Annotated in this window: 18 protein-coding genes and 1 riboswitch; of the genes, 13 read left to right on the top strand and 5 right to left on the bottom strand. The window is 39.1% G+C overall.

Going from position 1 to position 16,239, the window contains the following annotated elements; genetic code table 11:
* The first annotated feature begins 5 nt into the window (after positions 1 to 5).
* Positions 6 to 623, top strand: coding sequence for an exonuclease domain-containing protein (locus tag RCG25_RS22515; protein ID WP_308081046.1), 618 nt, complete (start codon positions 6 to 8; stop codon positions 621 to 623).
* A gap of 515 nt (positions 624 to 1,138) precedes the next feature.
* Here RCG25_RS22515 and RCG25_RS22510 read toward each other — a convergent pair.
* Positions 1,139 to 2,227, bottom strand: a complete 1,089-nt coding sequence (locus tag RCG25_RS22510) for a citrate/2-methylcitrate synthase (protein WP_308081045.1) — start codon at positions 2,225 to 2,227, stop codon at positions 1,139 to 1,141.
* A gap of 111 nt (positions 2,228 to 2,338) precedes the next feature.
* On the opposite strand from RCG25_RS22510, the gene RCG25_RS22505 reads away from it, so the two are divergent.
* On the top strand, positions 2,339 to 3,217 hold the full coding sequence (locus tag RCG25_RS22505) for a LysR family transcriptional regulator (RefSeq protein WP_308081044.1): 879 nt from the start codon (positions 2,339 to 2,341) through the stop codon (positions 3,215 to 3,217).
* A 39-nt stretch (positions 3,218 to 3,256) separates the two neighbouring features.
* Positions 3,257 to 4,060 (top strand): endonuclease/exonuclease/phosphatase family protein, encoded by an 804-nt coding sequence (locus RCG25_RS22500; protein WP_308081043.1) that lies wholly within the window; start codon positions 3,257 to 3,259, stop codon positions 4,058 to 4,060.
* Positions 4,061 to 4,314: 254 nt separating this feature from the next.
* Here RCG25_RS22500 and RCG25_RS22495 read toward each other — a convergent pair whose 3' ends face one another.
* Both RCG25_RS22495 and RCG25_RS22490 read right to left on the bottom strand, forming a co-directional pair.
* Positions 4,315 to 4,740 carry a VOC family protein gene (locus RCG25_RS22495; RefSeq protein ID WP_308081042.1) on the bottom strand — a complete coding sequence of 142 codons (426 nt, stop codon included), beginning with the start codon at positions 4,738 to 4,740 and terminating at the stop codon, positions 4,315 to 4,317.
* 123 nt (positions 4,741 to 4,863) lie between these two features.
* Positions 4,864 to 5,640, bottom strand: coding sequence for a helix-turn-helix domain-containing protein (locus RCG25_RS22490; protein ID WP_308081041.1), 777 nt, complete (start codon positions 5,638 to 5,640; stop codon positions 4,864 to 4,866).
* 164 nt (positions 5,641 to 5,804) lie between these two features.
* Here RCG25_RS22490 and RCG25_RS22485 point away from each other — a divergent pair, with 164 nt between their 5' ends.
* Genes RCG25_RS22485 through RCG25_RS22465 form a run of 5 tightly spaced genes read left to right on the top strand, consistent with a single transcriptional unit; the run spans position 5,805 to position 10,333 of the window.
* Positions 5,805 to 6,539, top strand: coding sequence for a sugar phosphate isomerase/epimerase family protein (locus RCG25_RS22485; protein WP_308084255.1), 735 nt, complete (start codon positions 5,805 to 5,807; stop codon positions 6,537 to 6,539).
* Positions 6,540 to 6,574: 35 nt separating this feature from the next.
* Entirely contained in the window at positions 6,575 to 7,300 is a 726-nt protein-coding gene (locus RCG25_RS22480) for a ThuA domain-containing protein (protein ID WP_308081040.1), read from the top strand.
* A 2-nt stretch (positions 7,301 to 7,302) separates the two neighbouring features.
* The gene (locus tag RCG25_RS22475) at positions 7,303 to 8,337 is read left to right on the top strand and encodes a Gfo/Idh/MocA family protein (RefSeq protein WP_308081039.1); all 1,035 of its coding nucleotides are present in this window, start codon (positions 7,303 to 7,305) and stop codon (positions 8,335 to 8,337) included.
* The gene (locus tag RCG25_RS22470; RefSeq protein WP_308081038.1) at positions 8,334 to 9,368 is read left to right on the top strand and encodes a Gfo/Idh/MocA family protein; all 1,035 of its coding nucleotides are present in this window, start codon (positions 8,334 to 8,336) and stop codon (positions 9,366 to 9,368) included. Before RCG25_RS22475 ends, RCG25_RS22470 begins: the two co-directional genes overlap by 4 nt.
* A complete protein-coding gene (locus tag RCG25_RS22465) occupies positions 9,365 to 10,333 on the top strand; it encodes a sugar phosphate isomerase/epimerase family protein (protein ID WP_308081037.1) in 969 nt (322 codons plus the stop codon). Before RCG25_RS22470 ends, RCG25_RS22465 begins: the two co-directional genes overlap by 4 nt.
* Positions 10,334 to 10,391: 58 nt before the next feature.
* Here the strand turns inward: RCG25_RS22465 and RCG25_RS22460 are convergent, their stop codons facing one another.
* A complete protein-coding gene (locus tag RCG25_RS22460; protein WP_308081036.1) occupies positions 10,392 to 10,916 on the bottom strand; it encodes a DinB family protein in 525 nt (174 codons plus the stop codon).
* Between the two features lie 180 nt (positions 10,917 to 11,096).
* Between RCG25_RS22460 and RCG25_RS22455 the strand changes: the two genes are divergently transcribed.
* Positions 11,097 to 11,609 (top strand): hypothetical protein, encoded by a 513-nt coding sequence (locus RCG25_RS22455; protein ID WP_308081035.1) that lies wholly within the window; start codon positions 11,097 to 11,099, stop codon positions 11,607 to 11,609.
* Between the two features lie 42 nt (positions 11,610 to 11,651).
* Here RCG25_RS22455 and RCG25_RS22450 read toward each other — a convergent pair whose 3' ends face one another.
* Entirely contained in the window at positions 11,652 to 12,137 is a 486-nt protein-coding gene (locus RCG25_RS22450; RefSeq protein WP_308081034.1) for a QueT transporter family protein, read from the bottom strand.
* 8 nt (positions 12,138 to 12,145) lie between these two features.
* Positions 12,146 to 12,190: riboswitch (PreQ1 riboswitch) on the bottom strand.
* A 191-nt stretch (positions 12,191 to 12,381) separates the two neighbouring features.
* Between RCG25_RS22450 and RCG25_RS22445 the strand changes: the two genes are divergently transcribed.
* From RCG25_RS22445 to RCG25_RS22430, 4 genes are all read left to right on the top strand, one after another.
* A complete protein-coding gene (locus tag RCG25_RS22445) occupies positions 12,382 to 12,873 on the top strand; it encodes a hypothetical protein (protein ID WP_308081033.1) in 492 nt (163 codons plus the stop codon).
* Positions 12,874 to 13,075: 202 nt separating this feature from the next.
* On the top strand, positions 13,076 to 13,486 hold the full coding sequence (locus RCG25_RS22440) for a VOC family protein (RefSeq protein ID WP_374121093.1): 411 nt from the start codon (positions 13,076 to 13,078) through the stop codon (positions 13,484 to 13,486).
* 90 nt (positions 13,487 to 13,576) lie between these two features.
* Entirely contained in the window at positions 13,577 to 13,981 is a 405-nt protein-coding gene (locus RCG25_RS22435) for a globin domain-containing protein (RefSeq protein WP_308081031.1), read from the top strand.
* A gap of 304 nt (positions 13,982 to 14,285) precedes the next feature.
* Positions 14,286 to 15,956: a glycoside hydrolase family 13 protein gene (locus RCG25_RS22430; RefSeq protein WP_308081030.1), complete on the top strand. Its 1,671-nt coding sequence runs from the start codon at positions 14,286 to 14,288 to the stop codon at positions 15,954 to 15,956.
* The last annotated feature ends 283 nt before the right edge of the window (positions 15,957 to 16,239 follow it).

Here is a 16,239-nt window from a genome sequence, read left to right as displayed (position 1 = left end):
AAAGGATGATCATTTTGCATAGTTTAGAAAAGCTTGGGTTGCTTGTGGACGTTGAAACAACAGGTTTAGGTCCTACCAAGGATGAGGTTATTGAATTAGCCTTGAAGCTGTTTTCTTATCGAACGGATTCAGGGGAGATTATCGATATTATTGAAGAGGACTCTTTTTTACGTGAACCGCTTTCTCGTTCTGCAAGGAATAATTATGATACTGCGTATCGTGTTCACGGAATTCCTTATGAGTTAGTAAAAGGAAAAACCTTTCTTGATGGGAAAATAAAAACGTACTTTCATCGTGCAGACTCTGTATTTGCCCATAATGCTTCTTTTGACCGGAGCTTTCTTTATCATATGTATCCAGAGGTTAATGATCTGAAGTGGTATTGTACGATGAGAGGGGTACCATGGAAAAATTATGGTTTTTCAAACGGCAAACTTCTGACTTTATTGCAAGCACATGACATTACAGAGTATCAAACACATAGGGCACTAGATGATATTACATACTTGATGGATTTGCTAAAGAAAACAAGTCCGAAAGGGAACCTCTATCTCCAAGAAGTGCTTGAAAAGGGACCGATGAAAAAATATCAACCAGCTGCTACACGAACTAAATTAGGCTAAAAAAACTAATCAAACGTTTGATTAGTTTTTTTGTAGCCTATTTGTCATAGATTAACTTGAAACTCCCGGGTATTAGTGTAAAATTACACTAAAAAGTAAAGTGGTGAATTAAATTACGGGAGGTTGTTGGTTTATGAAACGCTTTGCAATGGGTATCATTCTTGTCTGTATATATGGTTTTCCTTATGCATTTTTCTCGATGTATCAAGATTACACCAAGGGATCAATGGTTGGATAAGGTTTCATGATAATAATGATTCTTTTGTTAGGTTTTTGTGCAAGGTTTTCTAATCGACCTGCTGTCCTTATTGCTGGGAATCTCCTATCATTTGCCGTTTCCTATTATTATACTAAAACCCTAATCGGAACCGGAGAGGGATACTTCAAGCCGCTTTCGCCAGACACCCTGCTACTCATAGTAAGTATTTTAAACCTTATTCCTCAAGGAATCGGACTGAGACTCTTTCGGAATCATACAAAAGAGTGAAAAACGGTTGGAAGATTTCCAGTCTATTTTATTTGAGTGCTCCGACATAGTTTGATTGAGGGCGGTAGATAGTATTGTTTTCTGCCTGTTCTAGGATATGAGCTGTCCATCCCACCATTCTGCTTGCGGTAAAGGTTGGGGTGAAAAGCTCTGCTTCCATGTTTATGGCTTTCATGATGGCGGCAGCGTAAAACTCCACGTTTGTATAAACGGAACGCCCCGGTTTGATTTCAGCCAATACCTTCACCGCGGTTTCTTCTACCTTCATCGCTAGGTCCAACCAGTCATCTTTACCAACAAGCTCTAAGAGTTTACTCTTTAAGGAAATAGCTCGCGGATCATGAGTTTTATAAACTCTGTGTCCGAACCCCATCAATTTTTCTCCTTTAGTTAACTTCTCCTTTAACACACTTTCAGGATCACCAACTAAAGCTATTTCATTTAGAAGCTCAATGACTCCTGACGGGGCACCACCATGAAGCGGTCCTTTCATCGTACCTATTGCAGAAGTGACGGCTGATACGATATCTGATTCCGTTGAAGCTGTCACTCTCGCTGAAAAAGTAGAAGCATTCATACCATGTTCAAGAGTTAAAATCATATAGGTCTCAAGAGATTCCACATGTGCAGCTAGTGGAAGGTGTCCAGAAAGCATATAAAGATAATTTTCCACATGATCTAAATCCATCCGCGGAGGAACAAACGTGTTACCTTCGAGCTTTCGTTTCCGGTAGGCAATAATTGTCGGAACAAGAGAGGTTAATCTTATTGCCTGTGGTAGAGTGGGCTTCCAGGTATAATCAGAATTACCGCCTTCTGCTGAAATTGCCGTCCGAATGACACTCATCATATCCATGGAAGGTGGCAGCAGATCAATTATTTGCCTAATATTGTCTTGGAGAACCCGTTCATTTCTCATCCTATCTTTCAAAATTCCTAGCTGTTCGGCATTGGGGAATTCCCCGTACCAAAGGAGGTAGGCCGTTTCCTCGAAGGAGTATTTTTGTGTAAGACTCCTGATTTCATATCCCCTATAAATGAGTTGACCATTTTCTCCATCTATATGACTAATGGCTGTATCCGCAGCAACAATTCCTTTCAAACCTTTGTGCAACATCCAATCACTCCTTCTTCCCTTTGATTACTATATTCTATAAAATAAACATAATTAAGAATATTGAATAATTTTAAAGTAATTGATTACTATTTTTAATAAGGAGCAGTGGGTATGGAGTTTCAGTGGCTTAATACATTTGTTACGGCAGCAGATTGTGGGAATTTTAGAAGAACGGCAGAACTATTATTCATTTCACAACCTTCTGTAACGGTTCATATAAAACAGCTGGAAAAAGAGCTGGGTATTCTTTTATTTCATCGAGAGGGAAGAAAAATTAAACTGACCGAGGAAGGTAAACGATATTTGATTCACGCGAAGAGATTGCTGGAGGTTTATCAGCATGGTCTCGAGGATTTGAATACCTTTACTCAAGGATACACAAGGAAGTTAACACTTGGTATATCACCTCTAATCGCTGATACGATTTTACCTTACGTATTAAAAAGCTATACAAAGCAGTATCCAGAAGTGGAGATTTCTGTCAAAATTATTGAATCTGTTGAAATTGAACAGGCTGTCTTAAAGGAAGAAGTAGATTTGGGGCTGTCTTGTTTGAACAGTACAAATCAGAGTTTGATTTGTAAGCTTTTAGCTAAAGATAACGTAATATTAGTTGCCCCACACGATGGGAGAGACTCAGAATCAGCACCTCCCTTAGATGAAGAAGAAGTGTTAACAACCAATTATCTGTTAACTCACAATCATCCAGGTTATTGGGATCTTCTTTCAAGAGTGGTAAAAAGTAAGTATCCAAGTGTTCGAATGATGAAGGTGTCACAGGTGCACATTACCAAAAGGTTTATTATTGAGGGGTTAGGAGTGTCCTTCCTGCCAACCTCTACTGTGAGAAGAGAGTTATTAGAAGGCAGATTGATTGAAGTACATTGTGAATCTATCAAATTGCCTGAAGCTAACACCCACGCGATTATGAAATATGAACATTCAAAACAAATAGAGTTTCTCAAGTTTATTTCCAACTTTAGATGGTAGTGATAAAATATTTTAAAAAAACATCGAGGTAATACATAAATGAGACTTTTAACTTTAAATTGCCATTCATGGCATGAGGAAAATCAATTAGAAAAGATAAAATACTTGGCACAAACCATTAAGGAAAAATCATATGATGTCATTGCATTGCAAGAGGTAAGTCAAGGACTTGAAGCGGAGTATGTGGACGGGAAAGTTAAGAAAAACAATTATGTATATGTTTTGTTACAAGAGTTAGAAAAGCTGGATGTCGCTGAATATTTCTTAGTGTGGGATGTATCCCACTATATTAAAAATGGCACCTATGAGGAAGGCGTTGCCATTCTAACGAAGCATCCAATCGTTAAGGAGCACTCATTCTTCGTTTCCGACAGTGTAGATTACGCTACTAACTGGAAAACACGTAGAATTGTTGGAGCAACCATTTCCTACAATAACAAATTACTAACCTTTTATTCCTGTCATATGGGGTGGTGGCACGATGAAGAGGAACCCTTTAAAGGGCAAGTGGACAAGCTGCTGCAGCAAATAAATTTGGATCAGACCGTTTATCTCATGGGTGATTTTAATAACGATGCTTCTCTAAAGGAAGAGGGTTATGAGTATTTGATCAACCATTGTCTTTATGATACATACCAAATGACGGATGATAAAGATGAAGGAATTACCGTCAAAGGGAAAATTGCAGGTTGGAGCAACAACAAGCAAGATTTACGAATTGATTTAATTTTAGCTAATAAGCCTGTTCAGGTAGACTATTCAAAGGTAATCTTTAATAATGTCAATAGAATGGTTGTATCTGACCATTTTGGTGTAGAAGTTAACTTATCCGAAGAATTCTAAACAAACAAATGAAAAAAAGGCAGTTTTCGCGAAGTTTGGCGTTATTAATATTAGAATTCATCAACCCTGTCAGAAGTTGGCTCATGTTCTGACAGAGTTGACCAAAAATTTATCAACCTTGTCAGAAGTTACTTTTAAATTAGGAACAAAAATTGACAGAGAGCAACAACGTATAAGAAAAGAGCTAAAAAAAAGACTCCAACTGTATCTTATCGATGCAAGTTGAGTCTTTTTTTGTTAAAGCATAAAAAGATCTAATGTCTGCCTTCAGTGAAAATTTGGAAGGTAACACCGAACTTGTCTGTTACAATCCCGTAGGCTGGGCTGAAGAAGGTTTCTTGTAATGGCATACCCACTTGACCATCTTCCGTCAATGCTTCAAAAAACTTCTTGGCTTTTTCTGCATCGTTCGTGCTAATGCAGATAGTGACTTGTGTTCCAATTTGATGGGGCTGACCTGGGAACGTATCAGACAGCATTACTTCCGTTTCCCCTACTTTGATCGTTGCATGGCTAATACGATCCTTTGCTTCAGAAGGCAGAGGGAATTCAGGATTTTCAGGCATTTCACCGAAACTTTGACTAAAAAGAACCTGTGCATCTAAAGCCTTTTCGTAAAACTGAATGGCTTCTTTCGCATTTCCGTCCATGACTAAATAGGGAATTAATCTTACTGTCATTTAACACCAGCTCCTTGGGTTATTATGTATGGTCAAATATATAAACATAGCTTCTATTATTGCCCATAATTAAATTACAAGACAAAGAACATTTGTTCGCAAATGAAAATTTCAAATATATTATTATTTATCTTGCCTCCTATACGCCCCGGGAGCTATTCCATACCTTTTTTGAAATACTCTATGAAAATATGGGTAGGATCCGAAACCGCAATCCTCGGCAATTTGCTCAAGTGTCATCGTGGTGTATTTCATTCGCTCCATCGCAGCAGACAAACGGACTTCGAGGGCGTACTCAATCATTGTTTTTCCAACACTGCTTTTAAACAAATGAACTGAGCGAGAAACGCTAAGACCAGCGTGCTTCGCCACTTCTTCTACTTTAAAGGAGGTTGTTGCATGCTCTTCAATAAAGCGCATCATTCGTGTAACTGTATAGGGCCTATTAAAGGAGGGAGCCGTTTCATTAACTGCTCGTTCTAAGGATAAACAAAGTGCTCTGAGTAGGTATTCAGAAAGCTCCTTATTTTCCTCAGATGACGGCCGGCGTTCCTCCACACTTAGATGACGCCAGAGAGCCATTGTTTTTTCGTCCAAATCTATTTTAGAGATCGTAAGCTTTGCCGAACGTTCCCACCATTCATCCACCCAGTCCCCTTTGCATGATAAATGGTAATCCGCGCTGCTTTGGCCGGCCTCAACTAATAACTCATAATAATCACCTGGTTGAATAATCAAAAGGTCACCCTTTTCAAGAGTCCTTCGTTTTCCTTTTACGACTACTTCACAGAAACCTTCCGTTTGTAGTCGAAAAAGGTATCCAGGAAATCCCGATTTATGCTGAGAATAATACCCTTGTGTATGGTAGGAATATCCGCAGAAATAGATCTTCAAGCTCATCGTTCCACTCCTTAAAAAAACAAATAGCAAAATAGTAGATGTTTTGATTATATCGTTAATGTTTATTTTAAGGTACATCATATATGATGGTATCAAATAAGTAATATAATAGCTGGCAGAAATGAGGGATAAGATTGACAATAACTATACCAATTGCTGTCCAAATGTACACCTTAAGGGAAGAATCTGAAGTGGATTTTGTTGGTACTTTAAGGAAAGTGGCAGAGCTTGGATTCAACGGGGTGGAATTTGCTGGATACGGTGGATTACCAGTTCGAGAAGTAAAAAAGGTCTTGGATGAATTGGGGCTTCAAGCTGCAGCAAGCCATGTGCCTCTTGAGGACTTAGAGTCGAATTTGGAACAAGTAATAGAAGACCAAAAACTACTAGGTAGCAAATATGTTGTCTGTCCTTACCTCCTACCCGAACGTCGGACAGAAAAAGATTATCATGCATTAATTCTTCTTTTAGAGCAAGCGGGTGAAAAGTGTCGTCAAGAAGGCATTACTCTTTGCTATCATAACCACGATTTTGAATTAGAACGACTCTCTGACGGAAGGACAGCGTTAGAATCCATATTTGAAGATACTAATGCCGCAAACGTGAAGGCAGAACTAGATGTTTATTGGCTGACCAAAGCTGGTGAAAAGCCAGTGGCGTGGATGAACCGATACAGAAATCGTACTCCTCTCATCCATTTAAAAGATATGACAACAGATGAGGAACAATATTTTTCTGAACTTGGAACAGGTGGGGTTGATATTGAAAGCGCACTCAATTTAGGAGTGGACGCTGGTGTAGACTGGTGGATCATCGAGCAGGATTTCAGCCGCCGGACCCCGTTTGAAAGCATTGAAATAAGTCTAAATTACTTAAAAGAAAAGCTGACGTCTAAATAATTTATTTTTATAAAAGTAAAAAGGAGTCGTTATAGATGTTAAACGTAACAGTATGGAATGAAAACCGACATGAACAGAAAAACCCTGTGGTTAGAGATATTTACCCAAATGGAATTCACGGTGCAATTGCCGCATTTCTTGAAGCGGAAGGTTTCAACACTAGAACAGCTACATTAGATGAACCTGAGCATGGCTTAACAGATGAAGTACTGGCAAATACAGATGTGTTAGTTTGGTGGGGACATCTCGCACACGGCGAAGTAAAAGATGAAATTGTGCAAAAGGTGCAGCATCGCGTCCTTGATGGCATGGGACTCATTGTTCTCCACTCTGGCCATTTTTCAAAAATCTTTAAAACATTAATGGGAACAAGCTGCGATCTGAAATGGAGGGAAGCAGATGAAAAGGAACGGCTCTGGGTTGTAAGTCCAAGCCATCCTATCACAGAAGGAATCTCAGAATATATCGAACTTGAAAAAGAAGAAATGTACGGAGAGCACTTTGATATCCCGCAGCCAGATGAGCTGATTTTTACCAGTTGGTTTGAAGGTGGAGAAGTATTCCGCAGCGGCTGTACGTATAAGCGCGGAAACGGTAAGGTTTTCTACTTCCGTCCAGGACATGAAACCTATCCGACTTATCATAACAAAGAAATTCAGCGTGTCATTAGCAATGCGGTTAAATGGGCTAAGCCAGTGAAACGCGAACGTCCAGTTTACGGAAATGCCAAGCCATTAGAAGTGATTAAAGGAGGAAAATAATCATGGGAAAATTACGTGTAGCTGTCATCGGATGCGGCAGTATTGCCCAGCATCGTCATTTACCTGAATATAAAGCAAATAAAAACGTAGAACTTGTTGCGGTATGTGATATCAATGAAGAGCGTGCGATAGAAGTGGCGGAGAAATTTGGAGCTAAAGCTTATACGAGTTATGAAGAGTTATTGAATGCCGGCGGAGTAGACGCTGTTAGTGTTTGTACACCAAACTACCTTCATGCGTCAATCTCCATTGCTGCTTTAAAGGCCGGGGTTCATGTCCTTTGTGAAAAGCCTATGGCTACTTCAAAACAAGAAGCAGAAGCTATGATTGCCGCTGCTAAGGAAAGCGGCAATAAGCTAATGATTGCTCATAATCAACGCTTTGTACCGTCACATCAAAAAGCACGTAAGCTCATTGAAAGTGGAGAAATCGGGCGTATTTATAGCTTCCGTACAGCATTTGGACACGGTGGTCCTGAAGGTTGGAGTGTGGACGGAAAAGAAAGCTGGTTTTTCCAAAAGGAAAAAGCATTTGTTGGAGCGATGGGCGATCTAGGTGTGCATAAAACGGATTTACTGCGTTATCTACTAGGGGAAGAGATTATTGAAGTGGGTTCTTTCGTAGAAACAAGTGCGAAGGAATTTGCGGATGTGGATGACAATGCGGTTTGTATTTTAAAAACGGAAAGCGGGATCATCGGAACGCTTGCTGCCAGTTGGGCTTATGTAAGCAAAGAAGATAATTCGACGATTATTTATGGTGAAAAAGCGATTCTTCGTTTAGAGGATGACCCGGTTAACTCGCTAGTTGTTCAATATAAGAATGGTGAGGTGGTCAATTACCAGTTGGGTAGGATCCAGTCAAATGAAGATGGCGGTCAAAACAACTCGCGTGTAATTGATCTATTTGTTAATGCTGTTGTGAACAATCAAGAGCCTCCTGTACCTGGTGAGGAAGGCATGAAGTCTTTAAATGTCATCTTGGCTGCGCTCGAGTCAAATGAAACGAAACAGATTGTAAGAGTGAGAGAACGATGAAAAAACTACGAATTGGCATTATAGGGGTTGGCGGTATAGCACAGGGCCGTCATATCCCTGCTTTTTTACAGCTTAGTGACGTATGTGAAATAACAGCTCTCAGTGATGTAAATGTGGACCGTGCAAAAGAAACCGCTGAAAAACATCAATTTCCTCATGTGTGTGAGAACTATCAGGACCTTTTTTCAGAAGTAGATGCCGTTTGTATTTGTACACCAAATAAATTTCATGCGGAGATTTCCATTGCTGCATTCGAAGCAGGTGTTCATGTTCTATGTGAAAAGCCGATGGCACTAAGTGCGGAGGAATGTGAAGCAATGAATTCTGCTTCAAAAAAAGCGGATAAGGTTCTAGCGATCGCTTATCATTATCGTTTCATGAAGGAAGCTCAGGCAGCAAAGAAGGCCATGCTAGAGGTAGGTACACCACTTGTAGTCAGAGTTCAGGCTTTAAGACGCAGGAAAGTGCCGGGCTGGGGTGTGTTTACGAATAAAGATCTTCAAGGAGGCGGAAGTCTGATTGACTATGGCTGTCACCTCCTCGATCTCGCTTTATGGCTAATGGGAAATCCCAAACAAACAATGGTGTCAGGCACCACATATAACACGTTAAGTAAAATGCCGAATCAAGTGAATCAATGGGGCGAGTTTAATCATGAAACGTTTGATGTCGATGACCATGTCACAGCGTATGCTCAGTTTGAAAATGGTGCTTCGATGCTATTTGAAACTTCATGGGCGGCAAACATCAATGACGACAAGGAACATCTAAGCATCTCTGGAGTGGATGGCGGATTAAGTGTGTTTCCATTTGAGCTTTATACCACTAAAAATGGCATGCTGCTAAATAGCCAAGCTGCTTGGATTCCAGGTGAAGAGAATCTTGGACTGCCACAGGCAAAAAACTTTATCCAAGCATGTCTGGGATTGGAAGAATTGGTTGTCAAGCCAGAGGAGGCGCTTCAAGTTTCTCAAATTATTGATCGAATCTATGAAAGTAGTGAATCTTTTAGAGAGGGGATTTCCCAATGAAACTAGGTGTATTTACCGTATTATTTGCTGAAAAATCGTTCGAGGATATGCTTGATACCGTAAAAAAGGCAGGCCTTCATGCCGTTGAAATAGGAACTGGGTGCTACCCAGGAAACAGCCATTGCGATTTAGACCCGTTATTAGAAAGTGAAGAAGCACGGAAGGCATATATCGGAAAAGTCGAAGAGCGAGGGTTAACGATAAGTGCCTTTAGCTGTCACGGAAACCCTATCTCTCCTGAGAAAGAATTCGCGAAGCAGTCTCACGAGACACTTTTAAAAACAATTAAACTAGCATCCTTGTTAGGAGTTCCAGTGGTAAACTGTTTCTCTGGTACTGCAGGCGACCATGAAGAAGCCAAGTTTCCTAATTGGCCGGTGACTCCTTGGCCTAACGAATATGGAGACGTGTTAAAGTGGCAATGGGAAGAAAAGTTGATTCCATACTGGAAGGAAGTAGGCCAGTATGCGAAGGAACATCAGGTGAAAATTGGCCTCGAGCTTCATGGCGGCTTTTTAGTTCATACTCCATACACGCTGTTGAAGTTGCGCGAAGAAACCTGTGATGCGATTGGGGCCAACTTGGATCCAAGTCATTTATGGTGGCAGGGAATCGATCCTGTGGCTGCGATTAAAATTTTAGCAAAAGAAAATGCCATCCATCATTTCCATGCGAAAGATACGTATATTGACCAAGAAAATGTAAATATGTATGGTTTAACAGATATGCAGCCATATGGGGAAGTGCGTTCACGTGCATGGAGTTTTCGTTCCGTAGGATGTGGCCATAGTTTGAAGGAATGGTCTGACATGATGAGTGCACTCCGCACCTATGGCTACGATTATGTGGTCAGCATTGAACATGAGGATCCTATCATGTCCATTGAAGAAGGCTTTAAGCGAGCAGTTGTGAATTTAAAATCTGTTCTAATTGAAGAGCCTGTTTCACAAATGTGGTGGGTATAAGTATATGAGTAATAGAAAAAGCAGTCGGGCAATACTCCGACTGCTTATTTCATGTTACCTATTTTTTTGATGTAAGGTATCTCTCGTTAATAATTTTTTTATGATGAATGGCATGACCTGCAATTATGTAGCCGATGGCACGGGTAGTCACTTCCGTATTGTTGGCATTGCCTTTGTTGCCCCAGGCTTCAGCAGGCATGTTTTTAATTAAAGTAATCGTAGCCTTGCGTGTCGCTATAAAATCCTCAAGTATATCTTTGATAGATTGCTTGTTAATTTGAGAGCCTTCTACAAAATCATTTTCATTAAACCCCGCTAAAGCCGTTTGGTCACCGCGGCCAATACGAAGCAGGCGATAACTCATAATTCTTTCGGTATCTGTCATATGGCCGAGAACTTCTTTGATACTCCATTTAGTTGGGGCATAACGAAAATGCCCATCTTCATCCGAAATACCGTCAAAAAGTTCAATCGTACTTTTTAGATCCTCACTTAAAATCGCTAATAGGTCTCCTTCGGGAACCAGATTCACATAGGGTACATAATATTCAGGATACTCACTAGTTAAAGGACGTTGTAACATTTTTATCTCTCCCTCCAAATTGCGATCATCTACTACTACTTTATGCCTTTTTGCAAAGAAATACCAAATAAAAGCAACTCGAATTGGATTATTTTAGAAAATAAACACTTGTGCATAGAACTACTATGTATTATGATTTAAATATACATAGAGTTTCTATGCTTCTGAGGGGGAATAATTGTGAGTAAGAGTATAGTAATAATTATTGTGTTTATCCTTTTTATAAGTTCAATATTTTTATTGTCAAAACCACATTTTCCTCGTTCCTTTCATCATCAGTTTACGGAACATACCGACCTACATAATGAGAATATTAATGGATTCTATCTATTTGATGATATTCATTCAGATCGGTTTATTAGTTTTTATGGAGAACAGAAGCATAAAAGTAGAGACACAGAGACTTTTAGATATTACAAAATTCAGGATGGACTAGAGATTGCTACGAATGAACAGGGCGGTATTTTTCGCTTTATCGTAGAAAGCTCAGGGATACCTACCGCAAAAGGAATTGAAGTTGGGGATTCAATATCAAAAGCGAAAAAGGCTTATGGAGAGAATTTTTATGAACGTACTGAGCAAGGGGCAGATATACTAGGTTACGTAGATCAGAAGAACCATCAATCGATTGAATTTTGGTACGGGCAGAATGGTATTCTTTTTTACAGATTAGATGATAATTCTATGAATTAATTCAAAAAAGAGTCACTGCGTTTGCAGCAACTCTTTTTTTGTTTAGACGATTTTATCAAATCGAACACGCTTATTAATTACATACATCACTGGCATACCCACAGCCATAACCACAAATTCACCAACTGCGGTTGTTAACCAAGTGAACATAAATGGTAGGTCAAATGCTAAATGCAGCTCAAGAGCAATCAAAAACATCGTTAACGTGAAGACAAGTGTATTCACGATCATACGTGTCCATAAGCCTTTGATATATTTTGCAGAGGCAATCGTGATTAACAAGGCAATTACGGATTGACCGACACCGAAAATAAGGTCATAGGCCTTCATCGGTGAAAAGAACAAATTTGTTAAAAACACACCAAGAACAATTCCATAGATATATTTTTTGTTAAAAACAACTAGATGATTGAACATCTCGGAAACACGAAACTGAACTTGGGTAAATCCAAACGGCTGGATTAAAGCAGAGACTGCAATGTACAATGCTGCTACAATACCGTTTACGACAATTGTATTAATTTTCATATATAATTAGCTCCTTAGTTTTTTTGTGTGGGAGGTTCTCGAACCACATAACTTACAGGCAAATTAATATATTAATATAAATTGAATTACTCGTCAATTCCACGTGAAGTCCAAGGCTAATCTGTACATAAATTAAAAGGCCCATTTTTTGTGCCACGCTATTCAAAAATAATTACAGGAAATTTTTACATAAATATTAAAAATCCGTGCATGATAAAAAGAAAAAAAGGAATGGCGTATTATTATGAAACAAAATAAAATGTTTTTACTTGCAATGATGCTAATACCCTGGTTATCACTGCCACTCCTAGGAAAGCGGTCCTTCAAGAGATTTTACCCGGGTGCTTTGTTTATCTTCGTTTGGGTCATTTTTGAGAGTTATTTTTCGAAAAAGCGGCTATGGTGGAGATTTTATGAAAAACTCATTCCAAAAACAATGGGCGAACTTCCCTTTATGATAGGGCCATTTTTTGTGGGATCATTATGGATATTAAAATTCACATTCGGAAACTTTTTCCGATACTTACTATTGAACCTTATTCTTGACACCCTTTTTGCCTTTCCGGGGATGATTGCGTTAAGAAGAATGGGGATTGTTTCACTTGTTAGCATGAAGCACTATCAAATGGGGCTTTTATTTTTCATTAAATCAGTCATCATGTATGGATTCCAAAGTATAATTGAAAAATTGAGAAAGAAACCAAAATCGCTTATTCAGAAAATATTCACTAAATAAGCTGACTATTAAGTCGGCTTTTTCTGTGTTCGCAAATAAACTGGCTTTTTTCGCAAATAAACTGCTACTTTAAGAAAATAAACCATTCGTTATCGCAAATAAACTCATCAAAATCGCAAATAATAAATGATAAAATAATAGAATAAATGTTTTTCTACAGTAAGAGGCCCTAAAATATCAGAAAATAAAGGGGGAAAACATCATTCTGCACCATTTAGAGATCTATGTTTCGAATCTATCAAAAACAACTGAATTTTGGGGATGGTTTTTAACTGAATTAGGATATGAAAAGTATCAGAAATGGGATTCAGGTATTAGTTGGAAATACGGAGATACCTATCTTGTATTTGTGCAAGTGGAAAAGAGATTCATGGATGTCCCTTACCACCGTTCAAGGGTTGGTTTAAATCATCTTGCATTTCATGCAGAATCCAAAGAGCAAGTAGACTGGATGACTGATCAATTGAAGGAAAAAGGTATACCTATTTTGTATCAGGATCGACACCCGTTCGCAGGGGGAGATTCACATTATGCAGTATTCTTTGAAGACCCTGATCGAATAAAAGTGGAATTAGTTGCGCCTAAAGTGGACAAAGACTCTTCTGGAAATTGATGTAATTTTATCTATTCCGTGATGTAAATCACAAAATACCATTCAAGAAAGCTTTATAATTATCTGAAATAGGGGAAAAATAAAGGATGGATGGTGAAGGAATTGGATTATAACTTTAAATCTCTATATAGTGAAATTGGTGGACAAGAGACCATTGACAAACTAGTTAATGCCTTTTATCCACGAGTATATGCAGACCCGGAATTAAGACCTTTATTTGAAGGGGACATGGAAGAAATTAAGCGAAAGCAGAGAATGTTTCTTCCACAATTTTTAGGAGGTCCTGCTTTATACAGCCAGGAATTTGGACCACCTGCCATGAGAGAACGGCATTTACCATTTGAAGTAACCCCAAGAAGAGCAGTCTGTTGGCTACGCTGTATGAGAGAAGCCTTTCAGGAAATTGGACTCGATCAAAACCCAGCAGGACTAGCCTTTTATGATCGTTTAACGCAGGTTGCTGGCATAATGGTAAACAGTCCTGACCGCGACTAATTAATTTGCGAATTAACAAAAATCCTTACCTGTACTTAACCAGGGTGAGGATTTTTTATATTATTGGCTATGTTAAAGAACATTGTTGATTTTTACACCCTGTTGATTGGAGCGGAAGGCACGAAGACTCCTATGGGAGTATGGTTCAGGGGAGACCCCGCAGGCGCTTGCGCCGAAACACCCACGAACCGCTCGTGCCTGGAGCGGAAATTAACAGGCAAGTTCAATGAAGAGTAATAGTAAAAATTAACCCCTTTCATTTTTTATGGTATAGTGTGGTTGTTTATAGTGAGGAGGATTCCAATTGAAAACAAATGACCAATGGTGGAAGAAAAGCGTTGTTTATCAAATATACCCAAGAAGCTTTATGGATTCGAATGGAGATGGAATCGGCGACATCCAAGGGATTATTCAAAAACTGGATTACTTGAAGTTGCTTGGTGTGGATGTCATCTGGTTAAGCCCTGTGTACGATTCACCGAATGATGATAATGGCTATGATATCCGTGATTATCAAAAAATCATGGAAGAGTTCGGCACCATGGCCGATTTTGACCAGATGCTTGAAGAAGTACATAAACGTGACATGAAATTAGTCATGGACCTCGTTGTTAACCACACATCTGATGAGCATGAATGGTTTGTTCAATCGAAACAATCGAAAGACAATCCATACCGCGACTATTATATCTGGCGTGAGGGTAAAGACGGGAAAGAACCGAACAATTGGGGATCATTTTTCAGCGGTCCTGCATGGGATTATGATGAAGCCACCAAGGAATATTACTTGCATTTATTTGCGAAAAAACAACCTGATCTTAACTGGGAACATCCAGCCTTACGTGAGGAAGTTTACCGCATGATGAGATTTTGGCTTGATAAAGGAATCGATGGCTTCCGAATGGACGTAATCAATATGATTTCAAAACAGCCAGGTTTACCTGATGGTGTGCAAGGGGAAGGTCAATTCTATGGTGATGGCAGCCCTTTTTACATGAATGGTCCTAGAATTCATGAATTTCTAAAGGAAATGAATCAGGAAGTTTTAACGCATTATCCGATTATGACGGTGGGGGAAATGCCTGGAACCACACCAGAAGATGCCATTCTTTATACCAATCCTGAACGAAATGAAGTTAATATGATCTTTACGTTCGAGCATATGGATTTAGATAGTGCCCCCGGTGGTAAGTGGAACTTAAAACCGCTCAATCTCGTGGACTTAAAGGAAAACTTAGCAAAGTGGCAAGTAGGACTTCATAACAAAGGTTGGAACAGTTTATATTGGAATAACCATGATCAGCCAAGGATTGTCTCTCGTTTTGGTAATGACCAGGAATACCGCGTGGAGTCAGCAAAAATGTTAGCAGCCTGTCTTCATTTCATGCAAGGGACCCCATATATTTATCAAGGTGAAGAAATCGGTATGACGAATGTGAAGTTTGATTCCTTAGATGATTACCGTGATATTGAGACCCTAAATATGTACAAGGAACGTTCAGCTTTAGGCTATACGCATGATGATATTATGACTTCCATCTACGCGAAAGGAAGAGACAATGCAAGAACACCTGTACAATGGGATGCATCAGAGCACGGAGGGTTTACAACAGGAACGCCATGGATTAAATCCAATCCAAGATACAAAGAAATCAATGTGAAAAGTACGATAGAAGATCCAAAGTCTATCTTCTATTTTTATCAAAAGCTTATTTCCCTTCGTAAGGAAATGGATATTATCGTAGAAGGCGATTTTCAATTGTTACTCAAAGATCACCCATCAATCTTTGCATATGAAAGAAACTTGAATGATGAACGCCTCTTGGTTTTAAGTAATTTTAGTGGGGAAGAGGTAGAGATTAACGAGGAAAAGTTAGTCAATAGCATAACAAATTCCCAAATGATTCTCTCCAACTATGAAGCGGGAACATCAGATACACTTCGTCCATATGAGGTAAGAGTTCTAACAAATTAAAGGGACAGTCCCCCGCTGCTTTAAAGCGGCGGGGGACTGTCCCCATAAAAAAAATTAAAAAATGATTGCGCATACATTTTAAAAGTGCTACTATGAATCTATCGATTAGTGCAAACGTTTTCGCTAACGATATACAAAATGTATAGGGGGTATTAGTAGATATTAACTGTAAAGTAAGTAGAATTTTTATTGAGGAATAACGATTTTTTTACAGTTTTTCTGCTATAATGTGCAAACGTTTTCTTAGATAGCAAAGTTTTACTACATTTCGAATGCTAACTTA

Origin of the sequence: Neobacillus sp. PS2-9, assembly GCF_030915525.1 — a bacterium.
GTDB lineage: Bacteria > Bacillota > Bacilli > Bacillales > Cytobacillaceae > Neobacillus.
The sequence above is the reverse complement of the archived record's forward strand: the minus strand, read 5'-3'. Positions and strand labels throughout refer to the sequence as shown.

Coding starts and splice junctions, on each gene's coding strand:
- RCG25_RS22515 (WP_308081046.1), top strand. CDS start 6: ATGATCATTTTGCATAGTTTAGAAAAGCTTGGGTTGCTTGTGGACGTT.
- RCG25_RS22510 (WP_308081045.1), bottom strand. CDS start 2,227: ATGTTGCACAAAGGTTTGAAAGGAATTGTTGCTGCGGATACAGCCATT.
- RCG25_RS22505 (WP_308081044.1), top strand. CDS start 2,339: ATGGAGTTTCAGTGGCTTAATACATTTGTTACGGCAGCAGATTGTGGG.
- RCG25_RS22500 (WP_308081043.1), top strand. CDS start 3,257: ATGAGACTTTTAACTTTAAATTGCCATTCATGGCATGAGGAAAATCAA.
- RCG25_RS22495 (WP_308081042.1), bottom strand. CDS start 4,740: ATGACAGTAAGATTAATTCCCTATTTAGTCATGGACGGAAATGCGAAA.
- RCG25_RS22490 (WP_308081041.1), bottom strand. CDS start 5,640: ATGAGCTTGAAGATCTATTTCTGCGGATATTCCTACCATACACAAGGG.
- RCG25_RS22485 (WP_308084255.1), top strand. CDS start 5,805: ATGTACACCTTAAGGGAAGAATCTGAAGTGGATTTTGTTGGTACTTTA.
- RCG25_RS22480 (WP_308081040.1), top strand. CDS start 6,575: ATGTTAAACGTAACAGTATGGAATGAAAACCGACATGAACAGAAAAAC.
- RCG25_RS22475 (WP_308081039.1), top strand. CDS start 7,303: ATGGGAAAATTACGTGTAGCTGTCATCGGATGCGGCAGTATTGCCCAG.
- RCG25_RS22470 (WP_308081038.1), top strand. CDS start 8,334: ATGAAAAAACTACGAATTGGCATTATAGGGGTTGGCGGTATAGCACAG.
- RCG25_RS22465 (WP_308081037.1), top strand. CDS start 9,365: ATGAAACTAGGTGTATTTACCGTATTATTTGCTGAAAAATCGTTCGAG.
- RCG25_RS22460 (WP_308081036.1), bottom strand. CDS start 10,916: ATGTTACAACGTCCTTTAACTAGTGAGTATCCTGAATATTATGTACCC.
- RCG25_RS22450 (WP_308081034.1), bottom strand. CDS start 12,137: ATGAAAATTAATACAATTGTCGTAAACGGTATTGTAGCAGCATTGTAC.
- RCG25_RS22445 (WP_308081033.1), top strand. CDS start 12,382: ATGAAACAAAATAAAATGTTTTTACTTGCAATGATGCTAATACCCTGG.
- RCG25_RS22435 (WP_308081031.1), top strand. CDS start 13,577: ATGGTGAAGGAATTGGATTATAACTTTAAATCTCTATATAGTGAAATT.